The sequence below is a fragment of the Pseudolabrys taiwanensis genome, from assembly GCF_003367395.1.
In the GTDB taxonomy this organism is placed as follows: Bacteria; Pseudomonadota; Alphaproteobacteria; order Rhizobiales; family Xanthobacteraceae; genus Pseudolabrys; species Pseudolabrys taiwanensis.
This window is the reverse complement of record NZ_CP031417.1, coordinates 1,079,767-1,101,692: the sequence shown is the minus strand read 5'-3', so window position 1 is coordinate 1,101,692 and position 21,926 is coordinate 1,079,767. Positions and strand designations below refer to the sequence as shown.

Below are 21,926 nucleotides of genomic sequence, written 5' to 3'. Positions count from 1 at the left end.
ATTTTCCTCGTTAAAGTTGGGCAACGCCGAGCAAAAGGCGTTTCGGATCGACGCCCTCGGGCATCGGGACGGGACGCACCTTGGAGATCGAGAGGAACCGACGGAAGGAACAGACGTAGACCGACGAATACTGGCTAAAAGCTCGCCATCGCGCTTTTGCGGCCGTCTCTGCGCCGAAGATGATTGGCGAATAGCCGTCTACTTTGACTTCGAATGCCCTCATGCCGTGCCTCTGACCTGTCACGCGTGACACTTCACTCCGCCGCTTCGGACGTCGCGGCCTCTTCGTTCAAAAGATCGAACAGTGACGGCGTTGCCGCCTTCTCCTCGGCCGCGCGGCAATGCGCCACGCCGTCCCGGAAATAGTCCGGATTGAGCTCGATGCCGTGGCCCCGGCGTTTCTGCAGGATGGCGCAGTAGGGAACGGTCATGAGTCCGCCGAAGGGGTCGAGCACCAGCTCGCCCGGCTGCGTGTATTGCGCGATCGCTCGATCGACGATGTCGAAGGGCAGGGGGCAGAGGTGCTTTTCCTTGCCCTTGGCCGCTTGGATCGTGTTGAGCGACCGCATACGCGTGACGTCGGTCAGAACGTCGGGATGCCAAGAGTGCGCAGGGATCAGCGCGAAGTCGGAGGGCAATTTCTTGGCGCCTTCCAATGCCTCCGCGCAGGCGACGTGGTGCTCGAAGTCGTATGTTTGCGCGAGCGAGAACTCCCGCCACTTCTGGAAGATGCCCTTGTAGGGCAAGGCTGCCAGCTCTGACGGTGTGAGGAAGCGGTTGCCCTTCGATCGGCCGAAGCCGGCCGCGTCGAGCTGCCAGCGCGCGCGCGTGTAGTCCTCCTTGGTCTTGACCACCGGCTCGTCCGCATAGCCGCGCGAGCGATCGCTCTGCGGCTTGCGGAAGAGGTGCAGGTATTCCGGCAGGCCGAAGCCCATGCGGGTGCCGTCCTTGCATTGCTCGGTCCAGCCGAGCCGATAGGTCTGATTGTTCTCCCGCACCACATCGGTGACGATGGTTTTGGTCCCCAGGTACGCGAAGCCATGCGCCATGTAGTGCATGAGCGTGCGGGCGCCGAACGGGGCTACAGTCTGGAAACCGAGGCCCGATCGGGAGCCTTCGACGATGCGGTCCTTGCAGTGGACCGCGAAGACTCGTCCGGGTTTGAGCACCCGCAGCAGCTCGGGGCTCAGAAAGCCCATCTGCCGGAAGAAGTGCTCATCATCATCGGTGTGGCCGAAATCCCGATAGCTCGGGGTGTACTCATATTGCGTCGAGAACGGGATCGACGTCATGATGAAGTCGACCGTGTTCTCCGGCATGCGCCGCAGCTCGTCGACGCAGTCGTTATGGACGCACGTGAAGGCTTGCCCTTTCACTTCGACGCGGTTCACCTCCATCGTGCGGGTGAGCACCGATTGCACTGCGAGCTGGGTCAGCCCGTATTCGCGGATCAGGGCCGACATGCGCGCGGCTTGTTCCTCGTAGCGGCGCCAATTGTCCTGCAGCGTGCGCACCACCTCGCGCTCAGCCTCGGTGAAGATGAAGTCGAGGCGCACCGCCTTCGGCTTCTTCCTCGGGAAGCCCTTGAACGTCTGGCCGTACCGCTGGAGGCGGTGCACCGCCTGGATGATGTCCTTGAACTTCCACCCGATGCCGACAAAGACCGCCCACCAGCAGTGAAATTGAAAGTTCGGCCCGGAGCCGATCATCATCGGCTTGCCGGCCAGCTCCTGGATGCGGCCTTCGGCGAAGTCGACGAGGGCGGTCTCGCGCTCGTCGAGAGGCTGGGAGCCATAGACCGTGACCGCCGACGGCACAGCCTTCTCGATCGCCTTCCGCTCCGCCTCGAGGTCGTGCCAGAGGATGCGATGCGCCTTCGGCGCCTCGGCCCGGATTTCCTGCATCTTTGCGATGCGCGCCGGCAGGCTGTCCCGCTTTTCCTTCGCCGAGCCCTGCACGCCGGCGGCGGAATCCTTCAGAAGCCGCATTTGGCCGTCGGCCTCGGCGCCGGCGTCGCGGTGGTCGGTCGGGACCTCATGCCAACGGATATCGAGCGGCGGTAGGTCGTAGCCTTCGTCCGAGAACGATTTGTCGACGTCCGACGGCTTCTGGATGAAGAGCGCCCACGAGGCCACCCACAGCCAAAATTCCTGCTCCTTGTGGGGGTGGATCGTCAGTTCGTCCGCGCGCTCGCTGTTGCGCTTGAAGAAGCGTGTGCGCGCCTGTCCGACGTCCATGATGTCGAGATAGCCGGCAAAGGCGAGCAACTCGGAATAGTCCCGAGGATCCGGCGTGGCGGTCCCGACGTGCCGATATGCGACCTCCTTGGCGCGCTCCGCATACGTCCAGAACGTCTTGGTGTTCATGTTGCGGAGGATGTCGCCTTCGTCGAACGTGGTCCCTCCGAAGCGGCGCGGATCGATCTTGCCCTCGCGCACGCTTTCGACGTTGGTGAGGTTGATCGCCTCGCGATCGAGGTCCTTGTCCTCGCGGATGAAATTGAGCTTCACCGCGTGCTTGCCGGTGAACCACTTCTCGGCATCCTTGAAGAACGAGAGGCGGGCGCCGAGCGGCAACGTGATCAGCGTTGGTGCGCGCGTGTGGCGCGCGGTGAGCCGCATCATTTCGAGGTGCCATGTCGTCTTCTGCGTGCCGAAGCGCGAGAACAGCGCGCGGCGGCCACCGGCGAGGCCCCATTGCACAGCCACCTTGATGTGCGGCTTGAGCGCGGGGTTGATCTCGGCCGGGTCAACGTCGAAGCCGGCGCGCGGCGCGACCTTGACCTTCTCCTCGAGGAAGGTGGTGTAGGCGTCCTTGTCGGCGGCCGGCGCCGGCGTGTCGCCGCGGCGGGGCAGAAAGGCGGGGAGCTCGAGCGGTTCGGTGGTCATAGCGCACCCCCCGCCAGCAGCCGCGCGACGAATGGCGATAGGGTGATCCAAGCTGTGACGAGCACGCCCAAGGACCAACCGATGGTGAAGATGGTCCAGTAGCCGTATTGGCGCGGCGGAGGCGCCGGCGTTGGCATGACCACAGCGCCTGGCCCACCCACGGGGGCGGACGCGTCCAGGTCGCTACTGGCAGCCGCCGCTGGCGCTGGCGGGAGCGGACTAGGCGTCGGCACCGGCGTCGGCGAAGGCGGACCGAGCGTCGGCGCAGGCGCCGGCGGGGTCTGACCGGGCGTCGGCGATGCCGCCTGCTCATCCGCGCGAAGCGGCCAAGCCGTTGGCGTCTTGAGCGCGCCCGCGACGCGATCGGCGACCGCAAAGGCGAACTTGGCCGTCTCTTCCGATCCCTCGAACCGGACGAGCGCATTGAAGCATCCGTCGATGATGCCGCGAGCATGTTCGGCCGTAGCATCCTTGCCCCAATTCGAGGCGGCAACGAGCAACTGGCCTTCGTTGGCCATCATGATGTCGGAGCGCTTGCTCATTCGGCGCCCCCGAGCTTTTCCCAGCAGCCGAGGCAGATGGGGGCAGGGCCTTTTGGCGCGCTGGCGCGGTGCACGATCGCGGTGCTGCACTTGCAGCAGGTCGTGAAGATCTCGTGATCGTCGGGAGCGGGCGGCAGCCGGGGCACGCCGGCGTTCGTGCAGATCAGGAAGTCGGCGTTTTCGGCCTGCGTGTTGGTGAGCACGCGGGCGACCTGGCGCAGCGGATGGTCCGCCGGCCACTCGGCATCGGTGCGAGTGGTGATAGCGTTGATGAACTTCGGCATCACACCACCCGCAAGCGGCCGAGGTGGTAGAGCGCAGCAAGTACGGGAGCGAGCGGGCTTTCAGAATCGCCCCCTCGGCTTACCCGGTCGTTGCCCCGGTTGCGGCGGGGGATGTCAGAATCGGAAGTTGTAATTTCAATGGGTTGGTGCAGGTTCGAATCCTGCCGCTCCGACCATCTCCATCCGTCATCCTTCCAGAGATCGGCCGATTGCCCGCGTCGCGGGTCAAGCGCGCGCGTTCTTTTCCCGTTCCGCCTCTTTCAGCCGCGCATAGACCCGGTCCGGCCGCAGCGGCAGGCGATGGAAGCGCACGCCGGTTGCGTCCCGTAGGGTATTGGCCAACGCGGCGGCAACCGGGTTGTACGAGCTCTCGCTCATCGATTTGGCGCCGAGTGGGCCGAGGCTGTGCACTTCGGTCCGCGGCACGTCGCCGAAGGCGGGCAGGTGATAGGTGCGGAAGCTGGTGGTCGTCACCTTGCCGTCGGCGTCGATGATGACTTCCTCGAACAGCGCCGCGCCCATGGCCTGCGCCACGCCGCCTTCGATCTGGCCACGGCACTGCATCGGGTTGATGACGCGGCCGGCGTCCGCCGCCTGGAGCGGCGACTGTCCCGCTGGCGATATTCTCGATCTCGTCTATGACGGCACGCGCTTTCAGCTCGTGTCGATTTTCGCTGGTATCGCATCGGGCGGTTCACCGACGTTGTCGCCGGGCGATAGCGTCGTTGTCGATCCGGTCACGGCTCTGCCTGAGCAGGCCCGCAAGAAAGTCGCTGTTGCCGGCACAAATCGCACTTTCGTTGCGGGTGATCGCGGCAAGTTCGTGTATCGCACGAACGGCGGATCGGCCATGGTCGACACGCTGCCGTCGAGCGGTCTTGTGGCGGGATGGGTCACGACCGTTAAGAACGGGCACGCGGCGGGGCAGGGGGCGCTTACGATCAATCCGGCGGGCGGCCTGCTTATCGAGGGGGGGCGTCCTTCCTCGTCAATCCCGGCGCTTCGGTGACGATCAGCTACGACGGCACCGGGTTCATTTCGATGAACGAGACGGTCGTCAACAAGACATTCGGCGGGATGTCGAATGGTAACGTTATTACGGCCTTCACCGTTCGGACCGACATCGGGATTTTTGCCGTTTGCAACGGGTCGGTTTCGTCACTTGCGCAGAATGTGAGTGCCCACGTCACACTTCCATTCAGTTACGGCACGGCCTCCTACACAATCTCGCACATGATCGTTGGCGCTACGATGTCGGGGCCGGCGGCAATTAGCGGCAACAAGTCGACGTCCGGATTCGATATCCAGAACCTCTCGCCGCAGGCGGGCAACATCAACGTTGAATGGCATACGGTAGGAGCACTGTGATGACTAGCTGTCGACGTCGCGCCGAAAGGTGTCTGCAAGGGCTCGCTTGCCGGCACAGTGATGGCGCTGACCGCATTTCCGACCGGCTGTCTCGCGGTGGTCTCCTGGAAATCAATGGCAACGGCTCTCTAGCGCGCTATCATTGCGAAAGCCGCACGATCCGTGGCCGGCCGTGACCATTGCACCGCGGGCATTTGACCTCGCGAAGCACGGCGCGGATCGAGACCTCCGCCGGGCGTGGCTTCATCCTCAGATCCAAATCGGTCGTGCTATCGCAGCTCTCGCACAGGATCGTCACCCACGGATGCTTTGCTGTGATGGCCGCCGCGATCGTGGGCCATGCCCATATTGGCCGGCCTTGCTCACGCCGAACATTGAAGGCCAGCACCATTTCGCGCGCGTCGGCTTCAGCCTCCCATGCACGCTGCATCGCTTCCGTGGTCTTGACGCGTTCGTGGTGGTGAGGGCGGCGGTATTGTTCGGGCACTACTCGCCCCTCGGTGCTTGTAGAAGTTGCGTCATTCGGTACCGGGCGCCTTCTCTCGACAAGAGGGATAGCGCTAGAAATCGTGGACAGTGGCCGTGGGGCGATCTCGCCACACGCCTATCACAGGCGCGACAGGCCAGGCCCAAGATCCAGAGGGAAACACGGCTCGGCCATGGGCAGACGTTAACGTATGTCATCCCACGGGTTATGCGGAGGCGGTGACCAGGAAGCATCATGGCAGGCTCTCTCTGCGGCGCGGCGCACTCGCTCCGCGACGTCGCTTAAGCTCTCCGGTGTCGGAGCGGCAAGTCGCCCCCTCCCAGTGCCGGCTCCAGCAACCGGCCAACTCCTCACATACGCCTTGACCTCTTCCCATTCGTAGAGCGCGATGCCCTTGCATTTGCGCGGACGGGGCAGCAGGCCCGCAGACACGTACTCGTGGATCGTCGTTTCCCCAAGGCAGAGGTGTTTCGCCAGAGTTTTGACGTCTTGGAAGGGAGGCGGATAGGGAAGGGTCATTGCACTCGATCTCGTCATACCTATCCATTCACGCGCGCGAAAGCGGCCCCGGAGGGGGCTTGCTCTTCGCTGCCAAATCGCGTGAAATGTTCGTGGGTGTGGAAACCCGGACTAGTGAGCGGTTGACGGATTGGCGTCCGTCCCGATTTGCGCCGTGAGCCTTGGCGGGCTCTATGCGCTGGTCGCGCCTTGGCGGGCGCGCTGACCTGGCCATTATGGCCGGGAGCGGTGCGCCATGTCCAGCCGAAAGGTAAAAGCCGCCGACCCGTCTCACTAGCGGGTTTCCAACTCCCGGCTGCCGGTCCGCCACCGGCGCGGCTGTGGAAAGCCGAAACTAGTGAGCATCACATGACGTCACTCGCACGAGCAGACGGCCAGGCGCTACCCGCCTGTGCGTCTAAGCCCAGTACTCCATCACGAACCGCTGTCGAATATGTCGACGCGGCTGTCGGCCGCTCGCCCGTAACTAGTTCGCGTAGGAGTTTTCTAATGAATAGCGTTGTATCTGCTGCCTCGCTTGCGTCTGCCGCCGCCATTCCAAACGGTGTGCTCGCCGATCCGAACAAATCCCCTGACCCTGCCTTTGCGGCAATCGAGCGATATCGCGAAGCGCGCCGCGCGCTAGCGGAGGACGTCAAAAACTTCCCGGGGCGCGACGTCGATGAAGATCTTACCGCCGACGAGATCGAGGCCGTCGACGAAATGCTTTTGACGAGGCCGGCAACATTGCAGGGTTGCGCCGCGCTGCTTCGAGAAATCGCAGCCGCCGCAGAAAATATGGGAGTCCCCCTGTTTGATAACTTCGGCGGCATCGATGATGCTGGCCGAGACTTTTTGCCGATGCTCGCCGCCTTTATTGAGGCCACGGCGTCCGGCGGGACGGCGGTGCGGTCATGACAACATCGCATCACATAACAACGGATAACGTAATCGAATTCCGGCCGCGCGAACGCGCCGGGCAGGTGCCAGCGCGTGAATTCCAGCGTCCTAAAGATTCCGGTTCGGAAGCTTTACCGCGCATGGGCGGGGCCGGCCCGCGGAGTTTCCGATCCGGAAACTTTAGCTCGCGATCTGCCGATCGGCCGACAAAATACGATGGGCCGCTCATTGGCGAGGGTTCGCCAGTGCACGCGCGTTGGGACCGCTGGCGCAAGGCCTCGATGAGGCTCGAATATCTGCGGCGGCTTTCCGCCGCCGCATCGACGGCATGGTGCCTATATCATCAATACGGCATGAAAGACTGCGAGTGGTTGGCCAAACAAGAGCGCGGTGCCGACGCGTCTTCCGGTGATCTGGCCGACAGCATCAAAGAGGCCGAGAAGGATCTGATTCTCACGCCGGTCATGCACAAGGCGGACCTCGAATATAAACGGAAGCTCATCGCGGATTTCGATCCTGCAAAGTTCGGGCTTTCGTCCAAGCGAATCGCAGCCGTGCTTGCTGCCGATGAGGCATTTCTCGCCATTCCGCCGCGCCTCCGGCCGCGCGCCCTGGCCACCGGGAAGGTGGTGCGGTCATGAGCGGCGAGCTGATCGAACTGACCGGCGCCCGTGCGCCGAAGAAACCCGCTATCGCCGAATCGAGCGCGCGCGATCTCAACGACCCCCGTTACTGGATCGAGCCGACCCTCGCGCCGTCGTTCGTCTCGAACCTTCGCCCCTACGTCACCAGGGCGCGCGGGCTCGCAACCGTCATGTTTGCGGCGATCGAGCAAGGGCTACCTTATGACAGCGACAGCGCTGCGCCTCAGGCGATCGTACAGGTGAAAATCTGTGTGCCTGAGGGATTGCTGCAGGACGTCGCCATTGGGCTGGCCACGGCGGCCGGCGCGGGCCTTGTCGATGGCGAGGAAGTGGAGGACGGCGATCATGCTTGATAGCCCGCTTGATCCCGCCTGCACGGCTGACACCTTCTGCGAGGGTATAGGCAACATCACGCGCCGCGGCGACAATTTCCGTGTCACTTGCGTCGCCGAACGAGAGCGAGACGGCGAGGTCGAGCGGCTGGTCGTCGCGCACCTCGTATGGTCTCGGGACGATCTGGCGACGGCGATACGCCAGATGCAGGCCGCCTTGGACGGTCGTCCCTTCATGTCGGCCATCCGGCCGGCTGAGAACGTGACGCTGTGCTGACCGCTGACATGGCAAAGCGAGACGCGTGGCGCGTGCCGCCACCAAAGCCGGAGGCGCTCTACGGCGTGATTTGGCGCGAGGCCGAAACCGCAATCCGTGACACGTTTCGAGCTCATCCGGAGCACTTGACGACGAAGGGCCGGCACGCGGCCCAAACATCCCTCGCCAAACGGGTTACGGGCAGGGTGGTAGCGCTGCTGAGGCGCCGTGGCGTCAAGATACCCAATGATGATGGGGGGATTTCCGGCCTGTTGTAGATCGCGCGGCGGCGATCTTCAGTTAGGGTCGCCATTCTGGCGACTCTAACTGGGGAAATTAGCCAGATGAACGAGCGACAAATTGTCGTTAGCTGATCTTCGGGGGTTTGCCGGTTGGCCCGTATTCATTTTGGATCGTATTGGTGGTTTTCACTGTGACCACATGTATCGCAAGTGAAAGTCCGCTGGAGAACACCTAGCGCTCCGAAGGTGGGGTCGAGCCGCGATGCTGTTACCTTCATCCGACCTTCATTGCAGATAGGACAAACGTTGCCGGCTTTCCGCGTCACGTGCGTGGCGGAACGTGAGCGAGACGGCGATCTCGAGCGTGGATGCCGTTTCAGCGCGCCTGCACACCGAAAATCCGTATGCAGGCTTTATCGCGCACGACCAAATGAATGGCTTTGAAGAGCCAATACATTGATGGGCACATTCCGCGTGACCTACAAAGTCCGGCCGTCGCGTCGGGCTTTTGCTGGAGCGAGCGACTCATGTGTCGTCGGAGGATCAAGCGGCAGATTTGCCGCTTGAGGCCAGCGCCCGACAAATTGTCGCTTGCTGCGGTTCATTCGTTCTGCTGAGGATGTAAAGCCGTCGCAGACGCAGCACTCCTACCACCGGCTGCGATCAGCCGTAGAATTCCTCGACTACAATGATCCCGGAGCCGCCAGTGCTGCCGGGATTTGCACCGCTGCCCCCGCCGCCAGCGCCACCCGCACCCACCACGTAGGGATAGGTTGCCGCCGGCGACGTGATGTAAAACACGACTCCCTCACCGCCACCGCCGCCGCCGGCACCACCCACACTGGCCGCCGAAGAGCTTGCGCCCCCGCCGCCGGCACCCGTGTTGGGCGTCCCTGCATTGTTGTTGCCGCCGATCGACCCAAAGGGGCCGCTGCCGCCTGAGCCGCCGGTACCGGTCACGGAAGGCGCGCCGACCGTACCGCTATTACCCGTCGAGCCGCTGATTCTGCTGATCAGCGTGCCAATGCCATTGGTACCGCCAGAGCCGCCCAAGCCAGCCGGACCCGGCGGGGGCGTATTGGTGGCACTGCCAGCCGTGCCTGGGTTCACGGTCCATGCGCCAAAGCTCGACGCGGTCCCATTCGACGCGTTGGTTGGCGTGCCGCCTGCGGCGCCGCCGCCACCAGCGCCGGCGCTCATCTGCACGCGCAAGCGCGTCGCCCCGAGCGGTCTTGTATAGGTGCCAGCTCCCGACGTGAGCCGGGTTACGGTCGGCTGCGCCGTCGTGAGCCGGTCGTAATACCAAACGCCGGCCGTTCCAGCGTCCGTGTAGATGTAAACCGAAGAGCCCGGCGGAATGACGAACGAAACCCCCGACGCCTGACCGACCACGCTATCGTTGGAATCGATGACGAACGTCACCGCGTTCGTGGCGGCGCCCGGGAGCGCCCACACGTAAAACCCAAAACCCGGAAACAGTGTATTGGCTCGCGGAAGCGTGAAGCTGATGGGCCCCGTCGCGGCGTAGCGCTTCAGATCATAGGTTTGATCGACCGTCTGGTTTGAGGCAACTGCGATCGGCAGCGTGTTAACGCGCACATTGCCGGCGCCATCGGTCTCGAGCCCGGACCCGATACCCTGTGTCGCGATAGCACCGAGCCCAAAGGCAGCGCGCCCGAGCGGCAGTGTCGCCGCGTTGACGACCGGCTGCATGGCCGAAGAGATGGAGCCCGTTGCAGGCAGCGTGCACGCGATGATGTTGTTGCCCGTGCCATCGCCGCAAAGGCCTTGATTGGCCATCTGCGCCGCGGGCGGGAGTGGCAGAGGCGGCGTCGTATTCGCGATATTGGCGACGATCGCGCGGCCGATATGTTCATTGATCTGCTGACCCTGCATCACGCCGGTATCGAGGCCGGTTTCAGCGCCCTTGCCGAGCGTCGCGATCGAGGCCAGATTCTGCAGCGTGATCGCCTGCGTCAGCGGCAATGTTCGATAAATCGTGAGCGTCGTGCCGGCTGCGATAGGCGTCCCACTGGGGTTATAGGTGACAGTCCCGCCAAGCCCCCAGATCGCACCCTGCACCGGCGCGTTCAGCACGAGCTGATATTGGGTGGTGCCGCTGCCCTGGATGAGAACGGTTTGATTGCCGCCGGCATCGGTGTAGACGACGCTGATATAGGCCGCTGCGACACCGATAAAGTTGAACGAGAACTGCGTCGTGTGGCCATCGCCGAGCACGATGCTCTTGTTGATCTGCAAGTTTACCGTAGCGCGCGCTGGCTTCAAAGAGCCAGAGTACGTCAGGGCGAACGCGATCGCGAACGCGCACAACGGCGCGAACAAACCGCGCATGGGGTGACGACGCCTAGTCATCTTGACTGTCCTTTTCGCTAGCGTGGAATGACACGCGGTTGACCGACGCGACCGACTAGGCAGCTATTGGTATAGCGAGTAACCGCTGACCACGCCCCCCGTGCGGATTGGGGCTGACGTGCAAGTGCCGATAGCCGGGTCACGCAGCGTCACGGTCGTGCCGGACACTCCCGCCACAACGTTGCCGTTGGCGATGCATGCGCCTTTGAAGCTCAGCGTCACGCCAGTCTGGGAGGATGTCGTCGGGTGGCTAAGCCCGACCGTGGTGCCTGAGACAGAGCTCACCGTAGTGCCAGCCGCGATTCCGGGGCCTAGTAGGGGCGACCCCACAGTCATAAATCCGCTGCTGCTGACCGTGATGGATGAGACACCGGATGAGAATGTCGCGGTCTTATCGGCAGACCCATTGATGGACTGTCCCACGGCTATACCGCAACCCGCGCACGCGGCAGTGACCGAGGTAGATCCAGCCGTCGTATTGGCGCTGGTCGTCACTACGCCCAATGTTCCGGGGAAGTAAGGAATGCCCTGTAGGCCCGTATCGATATTGCTCTGCTTTACGATTTGAAATGGATACGAGACGGTGTTGCCCATGCACGCGGCGCTAAAGGTGATTGCCTGGGCATTAATCGACGAAATATCGTTAGAGAAGATGAAGCCCGACCAATAGAATGGGAAGCCGTTGCAGGTGACGTTAATGGTGTTGCTCGGATTGCCATTGGTGGCGAAGTAGCCGCCTGTCGGCGAGTTGCCGAGATCGATAAAGTCCTGACCGCCGCCGCCGAACTGGACCGTTACGCCACTGCCCGACGTCGAGGTTACGCACCCCGGCGATGTGATGCAGCTGAAATTGACCGTCGTGCCAGCGACGCTCGTCACATAGGCGCCGGCCGGAATGCCAGCACCGACCACTCCCTCGTACGGGACGATGCTTGTCGCGCTCGAGACAGTGATCGAGGAGGCGCCCGAAGAGAAGTTCGCCGATACGGTACCGATATTTGGGTTGATCGTGAAGTCGTTGCGAAACTCGACATAGCCGCCAAAGTTGATGGTAACCGCGTTGAACGGATTGACAGTAAACCCGAAAGTCACGCCCGCACCGAAGATCAGGCTGCTGCCCTGGCCAACGACGAACATATCGTTGCCTTGGAACGCGTTTCCGACGATCGCGCCGAGCATGGTGCATTTGTAGTTCTGCACCATCAGCTGCGCGCCGTACGCGATACCAATGCAGTAGCCGGCGTTAGGCGCTGGCGAGAACGTAGTGTTTGTTGAAAACCCGTTGATGATCAGCCGAGTCGCGCCAGTCAGTCCGACGAATGGACCCATGATCTGCACGCTGTCGGTATAAGGACCGTCGTCGTCGGTCTGCACCGTCACGACCTGGCCGCCGAGATCATACCCGGATTGCAGCATGGCCAGTACATGACTGACCGTGCGGCATGGACTCGCGGCCGTGCACGGATTCGAGTCTGAACCGGCCAGTGCGACATGAAAGGTTGTTGCCGTCGTGAGAAGCGTACGGCCACTGCTCGCATTGACGCAGGTGGACGTTCCGCTCGTATCAATGGTACCGATCGCTTGCCCCAGCGGACAGGTCACGGATTTGACACCGCCGATCGTCGCCGCTTGCGCGGGCTGGATATTAAGACTGCCGCCCGACGTGCCGAGGCCGGTGCCGATCGCAAGTGAGTACAGAGGGCCTGGCGAAACGCCGTTGAGCTTCGTGCAGGCCACGATACCGCCGGCGACGATGGTGCAATCGCCGGACATTGGCACCGCCGCGGCGACGTTCGAGGCATTGCCGACAAGAATATAGCTCTGTGTAAGCGGAATGGTCGAACCGCCAGCGAACGCGTTTTGCACGAATTCAGTCGAGGCACACGCGTTCGTAATGTCGCCATTCGGCATGGTGGGGCAGGTGACATTCTGCGCCGACGCGGACCCAATTACGGCGACAACAATCACACCGATGGATAGGAGGATGCTAGCAGCCGTTTTGACCGTAGATTTAGAGGAGGACATTCCGCGACTCCGGATCGTCACGCTCTTGCGTGACCGGACATCGCGCCGTGACCGACGTTCCTGCGCCGGGGTGGAAGGCCAAAGGATTAGGCTCGAAGTGGCCAGCCTCGAGTACAAGCAACGCTTTAGTCAGCGATCGAGAGAGGCGTTACCTTAATGGTGAGAATGCTGTGCTCTTTGGGACCGTTACTTCGGTCCCACAGGTTCCCAAAAACGTCGACGCTGACGAGGCTGTGCGGACTGTCGGGCGGTAGCGCCATAATCGCCGCCTGCACAAAGTCTGCGGCACCCGCCAATTCTGCGCGTCGCAACTCCACGATCCGGATTGCATCAGCCTTCGACCGGCTCACGAACTGCACGGCGATGCTCTCGGCTGAAGCAGACGTGCCCATCGTGAGCAAAGTCAGAGCGGTGAGAAGAAGTTTTCGCATCGTATATCCCTTCGGGCATTAATCGTTGTTCTCGGCTCACTCAGTACCGACAACGCGCGTCAGCCGCCGATTTTGCGGACGCCGCCAACGTCGATGCCGGCGGGGATGGCGGGCGCGAACGGTCCCGTGCTGTTGTTGGCCATCAGCATCACCGGCGCGCTCGACCTGGCGTGCTGCGCGGAAGGGGATGGTTCGGGTGCCCGCGGCGGCACACGCGCCTCGAGCACCGCGACGCGTTCTTCGAGGAGTGCCATCCTTTCGCCGAGGCGCGCGATCTCGCTGAGCTCGGCCACTCGCTTTGCTTCGGCTTCGCATGAGACGCGGGCAGCTTGGGCTTCTACTTCCTTGACGATCCACTCGCGCTCCTCGCAAAGCGCGTCGAGTTCCGCCGGCGGAAGACGCTCGATCATTCGAAGACCAAACCCGCGGACCTTCGCCTGAGGATCGAGACGGAGGATTGTCGCCTTGGCCGAATCGTATCGCGCGACGAGCGCGCGGAAGGGAGAAAGCGCCTCCAAATTGCGCCGCTCAACCTCGGCAGCGATATCGGAAACATCGTTGATCGGCTTGATCGTCGGTATTCTGCCAAATCTACTCATCAGCCATGTCCGGGTTGTGAGGCCGCCTATCGCGGATGCCCGGGACTATGCGCCGAGAAAATTTCGGCGCCTAATTTCGTCGCCGCTGACGATTTAATTTTTTGACGAATTTCGCGTCACGAACCGGCCGGGGCAAGTGAGACGCCTTGTTTAGGTGAAACACCCCCCCCACCAGACGCGCGCCATCGCGTTTCAATTCTTACTGACAGGATCAGGAAATTCTGGTCGAAAACAAAGGCAATTATCGTTCGTAGAGAACAAAACCAAGAGCCATACTCCCATTACACACATCTTAAAAAGTCCCTCGTAAAATCCGCAGCCATTCGCGTTTCCCTTCAGGTCAGAAACGATCAATGTCTCGGGAACGTTACGCAACCTGCTAAACTCTGCGTTTGAGATAGGGTAGAGGGGCAGAGCTTCCGCGGCTCTGCTAACCCCTTGATGCAAGGCAAACTGCCACACAGCATTAATGTAGGCATAGTCGGGACGTTCAACCGCTGCCTTGCAGGCAGCATCGGCCGCATCTGCATTGACCGTTGCTAGGCGTCCTAAGAATTCCTCGTTCGCGCGATTGTGAGTAGCCGCAATGCGCTTGAGCTGATCATGCTGATCCGATACGACACCCTGTCGCCTATCGCGGTATGTCATCACTGCTGGTGCCTTTGACAGCCGAGGGATCAGACACAGAAGGCTCGGTCGGCGCCGCCAATTCCTCGATAACCTCGAGCAGAGCGACTTTGTCTTCGAACGTGATTTGCTCAAGCTGCCGCTGCGCTGCCCCCCAGCGCTCCAACAATTCCGGCGCGGCGCCAACTTGGTGTCGATCAAGGAACGCGCCGATCGAGCGCATTAGCGTCGCGATCGCCGCTTCCTTTGAGACCAGCTTCAACTCGGCGACGGTCCCATCCTCATGGAAACGAACCGACGAGATAGCCGCGCCTTGATCACGGCTGAGCTTCGTCAGTGATTTCAATTTCGGCGGGTTGCCGGCCTCAGGCGAGGTGGCGGCCTCGAAGAAGTCGACAACATTCGCTTCGGCAGCGGGTAGCAAGCAGGATTGGAGGTATTGAACGCTTAAGCCAGCACTCACCTTGAACTCACTGCGCAATTCTTCAATCCGAGCAGCAACTTCCGGATTCTGCGCCAGCTTGGCGCCGTTCGGGCGCGCCCATTGCTCCGCCGAGCGGAAGCCGGCCAGCCTATACGCGCGATCGACGGGCGTCATCGATGCAACTTCAACGGCAAAGCGCTCGCGGCGGGGATTGCGTAGCTTCGGCATCGGATCCATCGACAGTAGATTCGTCACAGGCACAGCTTAATCCATTCCGCAAGCGCATAACAGTGAATGAAGCAGGAGATTCCACCGAGTTCTGTTGCCGCGATTCCAGATCGCCACAATGTCGTCACCACCTCAAGAACCGTGACTGCTTTTGGCGTCGTCATGCGGATCGGTCATAGCCGGCCAAGCGCGGCTGTCGCGGTTGCTCCCCGACCCCAGCGGCAACACTTTGCACCCCCCAGGGAGGGCCACGTATAATATGCGCTTTCGATGAGGCATTCCGATGGCGTTGACTCCCCTGGCTGTTGCTCGGGCACAGCTGCTAACTGCAATCGATCTCTTCGTTGCCGACATGGACCCGGTGTCAGTGCAATCCCTTGCAGGGAACGCGCGAGAGATCCTCGAGGACCTATGCCGATATGCAAACGTAGAGCCCATGACTGAGCTCTTGCTCGCCGATCATCCCGGGAAACCGAAGAGAGACATCTACGCAGCGATGAACCTCTACCGCAATTGTTTCAAGCATGTCGGCACGACAGAGGCGGAGAGGGCAGACGATCAGCTCACGTTAGACCAGTTCGATGACACCAAGAACGACTACCTGCTCTACATCTGCATCGAAGATTATCTTCGTCTTAGACACTCGTCGCCGATCCCAATGCAGATATTCCACGCTTGGTTCTGTGCTTGTCACGCTCACCTGCTTATGTCGCAGGCCCAGGCCCAGAAGTTGCTCGATCTCTTTCCGGGTATTCAGACGATGACGCGCGATCAGCAGAAACGAGGCTTAGCCGGCTGTATCCAACAGTTTTCATCGCATTCCGAATTGCTCGCACATCCGGAGACCGAAGTGTCCTTCACCGAGTAGCCGAATGCTCAGTGGTGAAGGTTTGTTGCGAAGGACATAGGCGAAGCCGTCCCGATGCTGATGCATCGAGACGCTTCCTATGCCCTTGCGATCGGATGCTCAGCGGAGCCAGGCCCGTCGCTTCGGACCCTGTGCTGCTGATGGCGAGCGCACAGGTCGCGTCTACTTGCGGCGACAATCCATCTCGCCGGCAGCCGCCCTCACGCTCAAGGCCGGGCTATACCTTGGCTGCGTCCCACGGTAGGCAGGCTCACTGATGCGCTGCCGCCGTTAACCGACCAGCGCAACCGAACTCACACATCGAATAGAGGTCAGCCTGACGGCGTTAGGCGCGGCATCACGGCAGCGAGTCGGTCACGCATTGTGGCGCAGTGCTCGGCGCTCCAGTCGATCAACGGCTCGGCGATAAGCAGTTTGCGCAGCGTTTCCGCGCGATGCTTGACCCGCCACATTTCGACGAGCGCGACCCGCCGCAACTCGGCGGGGGCAGGGCGCCAATGGTAGTCATACGGCTTCCCGTCTTCGTTCTCGCCGCATTCGCCCCGATACCATCGTCGCGCCGCTGCAGCGACAGCCCAGGTCGGCACGTCCTCGAGCGCCGCCTGGAAGGCCTCGCCGGCTGCCTCAGCGCCGGCTTCATTCTGTTGCGCCGACGGCAGCGCCAGCATCAGCTTTGTGATGATGATGAGGGTCTGGCCCTCCCACTCACCGCTTTCGAGTGGCGTCTGCGCGCAAAGGGCGTCGAGATTTTCGACGTGCTTCTCGATCTCAGCGCGTTCGGCGGGGTTCAAGGTCAAGTTCGACGGGAGCGTTGGTAGCGTCCGATACTTGCCGTCCGGTCCCGGCTGCACCTCGTCTCTCATCGATTCGACGCGCGAGGCGGCCCATGCCGGCAAGGATGGCATCCGATCCGGTCGGCGCACGTCTGGTAGGGGAATGGGTTGAGGGCCTATGGCCCTGAGAGTAGGAACGGCCATAGCCTTTCTCCTGCGCGTTGATGATCCAATTGCGCCACGTCGCCGCCCAGTCGCGTTTCGTTGCGCCGGCGCCGCACTTGGCGGTCCAGTAATTCGTGAATTTCTCGGCCTCGGCCGCGATCTGCGTGTTGGCCAGGCCCCGGTCTCGGGCAAAGGCGATATCGGACGCAGATGGCCGCCAGTCGGTCGGAAGGCGCGTGCCGCGCGGCTCGCTGGTCCGCTCCTTGGCAGGTATGAGCGCCCGCTTTGACGCTCGTTCCAAGGCCTCGACGAGCCGCACGGCGTCGGCCGGAGTACCACCACGATCAAAGTGCGCCTGCAGCTCGGCGGCGATCGGCGTCTCCGAACGCTCCGTCATGGCATCACCTCCGAGCCAAACGGACGTGGGGCAGGGGTGCCGCACGCGTCGGAGGATAACTCGTTGCTCGACAAGCTGCCGGTTCCGCGGTCGCGGTTCTTTGCGTGATGGCGGTCAACACCTTCGCGCTGTCGATGCTTCACCTTCGGGTCCGCCATCGCGATGGCCGTCGCCCTGCTGATCTTTTCGCGGACCTCAGGCCGTGCCATGCGAGCCTTCGTCAAGACTGCGTGCGTAGCGCGACGGGTAGGATCCGCCCAGAATGCGATCAGCCGTCGGCGCAGACGTTCGCGCGTCTCGGGAGAGTGGGGTTTTCGCTTGGGCTTGTATTTCATGGTGCCGCTCGTTCAGCGGAAGCATAAGCGTTTGTAACGAACGCGACCTGCTCCGCGTTGATGTCGGCTCTGACGCGGTCGTCCCGAAGTGGTGGCACGTCTCTTTCGAACCGAGGCTGCCCGGGGACGTCCGGTGCCTTACAAACATCGCTGGGATGAGAAACGAGTTTGTCTTGGACTTCGCCGGTCGATGGATCGAAGGTAATGGCCGCGCCGGCGGCCTCCGTCGGGCACTCGGCTTTGATCACCGGATGCGCGGTGAAGCGCTCACGGTCTCCTTCGCGCTCGAGCGCCTTGCGCTGGCCCGGCGGGATCCAGAACAGCCTCGTTGCGCCTGTATGACCCTTGAGCCATACCACCCAGCAGTATGCCGTCATGGTGTCGCCATCCGGTTCCCAGCGGCCCATGTGCAACGGAATGCGCTCGGAGAAGAGCGCCACAATCGCGGGGGGATTCGGCGCGAATAGATTGTTGAACCGGTTCACTGTCTCAAGCCATTGCCAGCGCACGAACATCGCGACGCCGACGCGAGCGTGGCCCAAAGCACGCAGGGCGAACTCTTCAGCCTTATTGAAAGGTGGGTTGGTGATGATCCAATCCGCATAGGGATGCTCGGCATCATCGGCCAGGAAGTCGGCGAGATGGTCGGCGTAGCCGTATTCGTGGACGTCGGACGCGATCACGTTTGCGAAATATTCGCGGAGAACTTCGGCAATGTGTCCGTCACCGGCGGCGGGCTCCCGCGCTGTCCGGCAGTGGACGTCGCCGCGGCAGTCGATTTGTGGAAACACCTTCTCTATCAGAGCGCGCGTGCCCCACGGGGGCGTTGGCGAAAAGTCGAGGCTGTCATTCGGCTCGGTACGGCGATGGGCGACGGCACCCGCGCCATTGACCGGCCCACGCTCTGGCGGCGGCTTCAGGACGTTGATTGAATGCTTTTCTGGGTGCTGTTCCGCATAGGCGCGGCAGCGTGCGACGAGACGTCGATAACTATCTCCGTCGATCTTAGCGATCGCTTGATCTTCAGAGGACTCGTTTGCTGTGACCTGAAGATCATCCAGCGTTAGGGGCGGTAAACTATCATTCGAGGATGATAGTTTCTGTTTGCGACCTTCCTTGAGCCGTCCCTCTTGCTTTAGCTGAAGCAGAAGCTCGCCACGACGGCGCTTCGCCTGCACTCGGATTTCCAGAGCATCGAGCTCGAGCTTTCGATTCCTTACACGTCGTCCGTATTCCCGCACGGCCGCGGCCTTGTCGATCCAATCGGTCACTTCGTCGACCGTCTTAGCCTCAGCAATGGCCCGGCAGGCGGCGTCGTACTTGAGGAGCGCGGTCACTTCCGGCCCCCCGCTTGCGCTAAGACATCGTCATTGCAACTGCTCGGCCCGGCGAGGGCCGGGTCAATGAGCATCCGCACAGTATCGCCGCAGAGAGGCCGGCGCAGTCCGCAATAGGGCAGTGCGTCCCTTTGCGAATTTGCGCGCTGGCGCGTATCAAAATGTTGTGCGAAGAGGGGCTCAGCGTAATTGCCGGCACTTATCATGAACTGGTTTCCATAAGTCTGAATGCCGAGAATGTGGTGGCCGTTTGCCACCATATGCCGCACCGACGCGTTAATTCGCCCGCTGACTAGGGGGAGCGGCTTCGTCGCCCGCGACGAGCGCCAGCAGTGACGGCACCAGCACCAAACGGCGACGTCTCACCGTGGTCGATTTAAGACGACCTGCGGCGATCTCTTCGTAAATTGTGGTGCGGCTTAGCCCTGTGACTGCACAGGCCTGCAGGATTGTGCAGGTTAGGCGTTCGGCAAACGGGATTTCCTCGGAAGCGGACGCGCTCGCGCACTGTTGCGGGTTCATCGTCTTAGTCCTCGTAATGCAGCCGCCTATCGCGGATGCCCGGGACCATGCGCCGAGAAAATTTCGGCACCTAATTTCGTCGCCGCTGACGATTTAATTTTTTGACGAATTTATTGGCCGCGTATAGTCGCCACCCTTCCCCTGCGTGGCGCTTCGTATTTATCTCCTTGAATTTCCTTGAAATAATCCTGGTATATTTTTTTAAATCTTCTGTGGGAGACTCCAGTGAGAAACCCCATCTCATAGAGGTTCTTCAGGCAACCCTCTTGGTCTTTACCGGAGCGCTTCTCCTTAGCCTTCGCACGATGATGTAAATAAATTGCGTTTCTAACTTCTTTGACCCGCTCTGGGGCCAATCGGACTTTGCCGCCAGCTGAGACCGTCTGGTTATATTCGTCGGACGCAGCCACCTTCAGCTCTTGCCCATTCGACTCGCAAAGCGGAGGCGATGTCGCGCGCGTTACTCCATGTATCTTCTGGTAAATGATTTCAAACTGTAGTTCGTTGATTCCAAGAAGGCCGCCGGCATCCATGAGTTTGATGTAGCATTCTTTTTGCGCGGCCCCATCCTTATGCTTGGGATACGCCTCTTCGAATAGTTTGATCGCTTTTTCTACCTGCTCCTCCGTCCACTTCTCTTGTTCTTTTCTCTGCTCGTTTGCCTCTCCGAACGGCAGGTCTCCAGCATGCGTAGGTTCTTCTATTACTTGAGGGGTTTCACCGTTCCGAGCGACGCGATTGTGCGCCGAATCCGCTGGCACCTGTTCAGAAATTCGCGACTGCTGGATGGCGTCTTGGTCCCGATTGTTCAACCACCTCAGAACGGATTCTCGCGGGAATAGAGCGTCCCAGGAAAATGCCTCCGCTGCACCTCGCGAGTCATCGGACAATTTGGCCCAAGCCAATGGTGATATCGGCCCGCTTTGATTCGAGGCTTCAAGCTTCCCTGATTGAAGCGCGACAAGCACCGTTCGCCACGCAGCAACTGCGTTTATACCGTCCAACTGCATTGGACCATTGTATCGCACCTGCCTCGACCAAATTGACCTCCAGCACCGGTATGCAGATGACCCCTCTTGGTCCCAAAGAAGCCCCATGTACGCTTCTCTCGTTGCTCGAGAGGGGCCACTGGAGAGATCAAAGGTGGAAACAACGAGCCGCCCATTGGGCCAAATTAGCTGCGCGAGTACCGGCCCTAGTCTCCAGAAAGGCCGCTCAAATAGTCTGTCGACGAAAGCGCGCTCTTCTATTTCTGCTTCACGCCGTTGAATGTCGCCCTCGGTTTTCTGTATCGCGCTGACTTCCTGCGGACTACGAAGCCACGGGAAATCGTAGGCACCACGTCTCACCACTGCAAAGTTTGCGGTCATCGCATTGCCCGTCCAGATCTTTGGCGTGTCGTTCCCATGAACGAGACGACCGAACCCGGCTGCACCAGGGTGTCACAGTAGGTTGCCCAGGCACGCATTAGCCGACGACGCTTTTCGAAAAGATCGCCGCGCCGATATGCCGCCTCCACCTCATCATCGATCTTATGCGCCAAGGCCATTTCGGTGACGATGTTCTCGTGCCGCGTCGTCTCTGCCGCCCAGTCCTTGAAAGTGCTACGAAAGCCATGGACGGTTAGCTTCGGCCGCATGTCTCGAAGCAGTTCGAGCATCGCCATATTCGAAAGCGGGCCACCGCGCGGGCTTCGGAACAAAGCTCCCTCACCAGGTAGACCACCCATTTCTTTGATGATCTCGATCGCGCGATCGCACAATGGCACGCGATGCTCACGCCCGCTCTTGGTACGGATAGCCGGCACCGTCCAAATTCTCTGCTTGAGATCGATCTCACCGGGCAACGCTCCGATGACTTCATTCGTGCGCGCAACTGTCAGGATCAAGAATTCAAGCGCGCGGGCGGACATGCCATCTCGTTTGCGCAGATCCACGATGAAGCTCGCGATGTCGGAGTAGGGGAGCGCCGCTCGGTGCCGAACCGTCGCAACTCTACGCCTAGGCGGTAGCAGATGATCCAAGTGCCCTTTCCACCGAGCAGGGTTTTCTCCTGTCCGATATCCACGGACACGTGCCCAATCCAAGATCTTCTCGATCCGGCCGCGCACGCGGTTCGCCGTTTCGGTTTTTGTGCTCCAGATCGGCTCGAGCGCCTTCAATATGAGGGTCGTTGTGACGTCGTCGATACCAATGTCGCCGAAAACTGGAAACGCATACGTTTCAAGCGACGTTGACCATTGGGCCGCATGTTTTGGATTTCGCCAGCCGGAACGGTGCGCCTTGATGTACTGGTTCGCAGCCTCCTCGAACTTCACGACATCAACGGACGCTGCTTGTCTGAGGCTGCGTGCGCGTTCTCTCTCTACAATCGGATCCAAG

At 61.3% G+C, this 21,926-nt stretch carries 23 protein-coding genes and 1 pseudogene; 7 read left to right on the top strand and 17 right to left on the bottom strand.

The window, feature by feature from the left end:
* Nucleotides 1-10: 10 nt before the first annotated feature.
* The 5 genes and pseudogenes from DW352_RS26700 to DW352_RS05220 all read right to left on the bottom strand — a co-directional run.
* Nucleotides 11-223: a hypothetical protein gene (locus DW352_RS26700; protein ID WP_162826793.1), complete on the bottom strand. Its 213-nt coding sequence runs from the start codon at nt 221-223 to the stop codon at nt 11-13.
* Between the two features lie 31 nt (nt 224-254).
* Nucleotides 255-2,888, bottom strand: coding sequence for a DNA methyltransferase (locus DW352_RS05235; protein WP_115689174.1), 2,634 nt, complete (start codon nt 2,886-2,888; stop codon nt 255-257).
* The gene (locus DW352_RS05230) at nt 2,885-3,430 is read right to left on the bottom strand and encodes a hypothetical protein (RefSeq protein WP_115689172.1); all 546 of its coding nucleotides are present in this window, start codon (nt 3,428-3,430) and stop codon (nt 2,885-2,887) included. Before DW352_RS05230 ends, DW352_RS05235 begins: the two co-directional genes overlap by 4 nt.
* Nucleotides 3,427-3,714, bottom strand: coding sequence for a hypothetical protein (locus tag DW352_RS05225; RefSeq protein ID WP_115689170.1), 288 nt, complete (start codon nt 3,712-3,714; stop codon nt 3,427-3,429). Before DW352_RS05225 ends, DW352_RS05230 begins: the two co-directional genes overlap by 4 nt.
* A gap of 225 nt (nt 3,715-3,939) precedes the next feature.
* Nucleotides 3,940-4,314, bottom strand: a pseudogene (locus DW352_RS05220) (molybdopterin cofactor-binding domain-containing protein); the annotation flags it as partial.
* Here DW352_RS05220 and DW352_RS05215 point away from each other — a divergent pair.
* Nucleotides 4,286-4,723, top strand: a complete 438-nt coding sequence (locus DW352_RS05215; RefSeq protein ID WP_115689166.1) for a hypothetical protein — start codon at nt 4,286-4,288, stop codon at nt 4,721-4,723. The pseudogene DW352_RS05220 and the gene DW352_RS05215 overlap by 29 nt on opposite strands.
* Nucleotides 4,720-5,082 (top strand): hypothetical protein, encoded by a 363-nt coding sequence (locus DW352_RS05210; protein ID WP_115689164.1) that lies wholly within the window; start codon nt 4,720-4,722, stop codon nt 5,080-5,082. Before DW352_RS05215 ends, DW352_RS05210 begins: the two co-directional genes overlap by 4 nt.
* Before the next feature lie 139 nt (nt 5,083-5,221).
* Here the strand turns inward: DW352_RS05210 and DW352_RS05205 are convergent, their stop codons facing one another.
* Nucleotides 5,222-5,569, bottom strand: a complete 348-nt coding sequence (locus DW352_RS05205; RefSeq protein WP_162826792.1) for a hypothetical protein — start codon at nt 5,567-5,569, stop codon at nt 5,222-5,224.
* A 1,008-nt stretch (nt 5,570-6,577) separates the two neighbouring features.
* On the opposite strand from DW352_RS05205, the gene DW352_RS05200 reads away from it, so the two are divergent.
* The 4 genes from DW352_RS05200 (at nt 6,578) to DW352_RS05185 (ending at nt 8,220) form a co-directional block, all read left to right on the top strand.
* Complete coding sequence (locus DW352_RS05200) at nt 6,578-6,985, top strand: hypothetical protein (RefSeq protein WP_162826791.1); 408 nt, start codon at nt 6,578-6,580, stop codon at nt 6,983-6,985.
* A 227-nt stretch (nt 6,986-7,212) separates the two neighbouring features.
* Nucleotides 7,213-7,608, top strand: a complete 396-nt coding sequence (locus tag DW352_RS27165; RefSeq protein WP_115689158.1) for a hypothetical protein — start codon at nt 7,213-7,215, stop codon at nt 7,606-7,608.
* Entirely contained in the window at nt 7,605-7,964 is a 360-nt protein-coding gene (locus DW352_RS05190; protein WP_115689156.1) for a hypothetical protein, read from the top strand. The genes DW352_RS27165 and DW352_RS05190 overlap by 4 nt, the downstream gene beginning before the upstream one ends.
* On the top strand, nt 7,957-8,220 hold the full coding sequence (locus DW352_RS05185; RefSeq protein WP_162826789.1) for a hypothetical protein: 264 nt from the start codon (nt 7,957-7,959) through the stop codon (nt 8,218-8,220). The genes DW352_RS05190 and DW352_RS05185 overlap by 8 nt, the downstream gene beginning before the upstream one ends.
* An 884-nt stretch (nt 8,221-9,104) precedes the next feature.
* Here DW352_RS05185 and DW352_RS05175 read toward each other — a convergent pair.
* From DW352_RS05175 to DW352_RS05155, 5 genes are all read right to left on the bottom strand, one after another.
* On the bottom strand, nt 9,105-10,793 hold the full coding sequence (locus DW352_RS05175; RefSeq protein WP_115689150.1) for a hypothetical protein: 1,689 nt from the start codon (nt 10,791-10,793) through the stop codon (nt 9,105-9,107).
* An 84-nt stretch (nt 10,794-10,877) separates the two neighbouring features.
* The gene (locus DW352_RS05170; RefSeq protein ID WP_115689148.1) at nt 10,878-12,839 is read right to left on the bottom strand and encodes a hypothetical protein; all 1,962 of its coding nucleotides are present in this window, start codon (nt 12,837-12,839) and stop codon (nt 10,878-10,880) included.
* A 125-nt stretch (nt 12,840-12,964) separates the two neighbouring features.
* A complete protein-coding gene (locus DW352_RS05165; protein WP_115689146.1) occupies nt 12,965-13,270 on the bottom strand; it encodes a hypothetical protein in 306 nt (101 codons plus the stop codon).
* 59 nt (nt 13,271-13,329) lie between these two features.
* On the bottom strand, nt 13,330-13,788 hold the full coding sequence (locus DW352_RS05160; protein ID WP_162826788.1) for a hypothetical protein: 459 nt from the start codon (nt 13,786-13,788) through the stop codon (nt 13,330-13,332).
* 712 nt (nt 13,789-14,500) lie between these two features.
* Entirely contained in the window at nt 14,501-15,157 is a 657-nt protein-coding gene (locus tag DW352_RS05155) for a terminase small subunit (protein ID WP_115689142.1), read from the bottom strand.
* Between the two features lie 427 nt (nt 15,158-15,584).
* Between DW352_RS05155 and DW352_RS05150 the strand changes: the two genes are divergently transcribed.
* Nucleotides 15,585-16,016 (top strand): hypothetical protein, encoded by a 432-nt coding sequence (locus DW352_RS05150; protein WP_162826787.1) that lies wholly within the window; start codon nt 15,585-15,587, stop codon nt 16,014-16,016.
* 311 nt (nt 16,017-16,327) lie between these two features.
* Here DW352_RS05150 and DW352_RS05145 read toward each other — a convergent pair whose 3' ends face one another.
* From DW352_RS05145 to DW352_RS05115, 6 genes are all read right to left on the bottom strand, one after another.
* The gene (locus DW352_RS05145) at nt 16,328-16,807 is read right to left on the bottom strand and encodes a hypothetical protein (protein ID WP_115689138.1); all 480 of its coding nucleotides are present in this window, start codon (nt 16,805-16,807) and stop codon (nt 16,328-16,330) included.
* The gene (locus DW352_RS05140) at nt 16,785-17,351 is read right to left on the bottom strand and encodes a hypothetical protein (protein ID WP_115689136.1); all 567 of its coding nucleotides are present in this window, start codon (nt 17,349-17,351) and stop codon (nt 16,785-16,787) included. The genes DW352_RS05145 and DW352_RS05140 overlap by 23 nt, the downstream gene beginning before the upstream one ends.
* Nucleotides 17,352-17,682: 331 nt before the next feature.
* On the bottom strand, nt 17,683-19,023 hold the full coding sequence (locus DW352_RS27160) for a hypothetical protein (RefSeq protein ID WP_210209934.1): 1,341 nt from the start codon (nt 19,021-19,023) through the stop codon (nt 17,683-17,685).
* Nucleotides 19,024-19,299: 276 nt separating this feature from the next.
* Entirely contained in the window at nt 19,300-19,545 is a 246-nt protein-coding gene (locus DW352_RS27155; RefSeq protein WP_210209933.1) for a MerR family transcriptional regulator, read from the bottom strand.
* 110 nt (nt 19,546-19,655) lie between these two features.
* Nucleotides 19,656-20,555 (bottom strand): hypothetical protein, encoded by a 900-nt coding sequence (locus tag DW352_RS05120; protein WP_162826786.1) that lies wholly within the window; start codon nt 20,553-20,555, stop codon nt 19,656-19,658.
* Between the two features lie 356 nt (nt 20,556-20,911).
* Nucleotides 20,912-21,862 (bottom strand): tyrosine-type recombinase/integrase, encoded by a 951-nt coding sequence (locus DW352_RS05115; RefSeq protein ID WP_342634903.1) that lies wholly within the window; start codon nt 21,860-21,862, stop codon nt 20,912-20,914.
* Between the last annotated feature and the right edge of the window lie 64 nt (nt 21,863-21,926).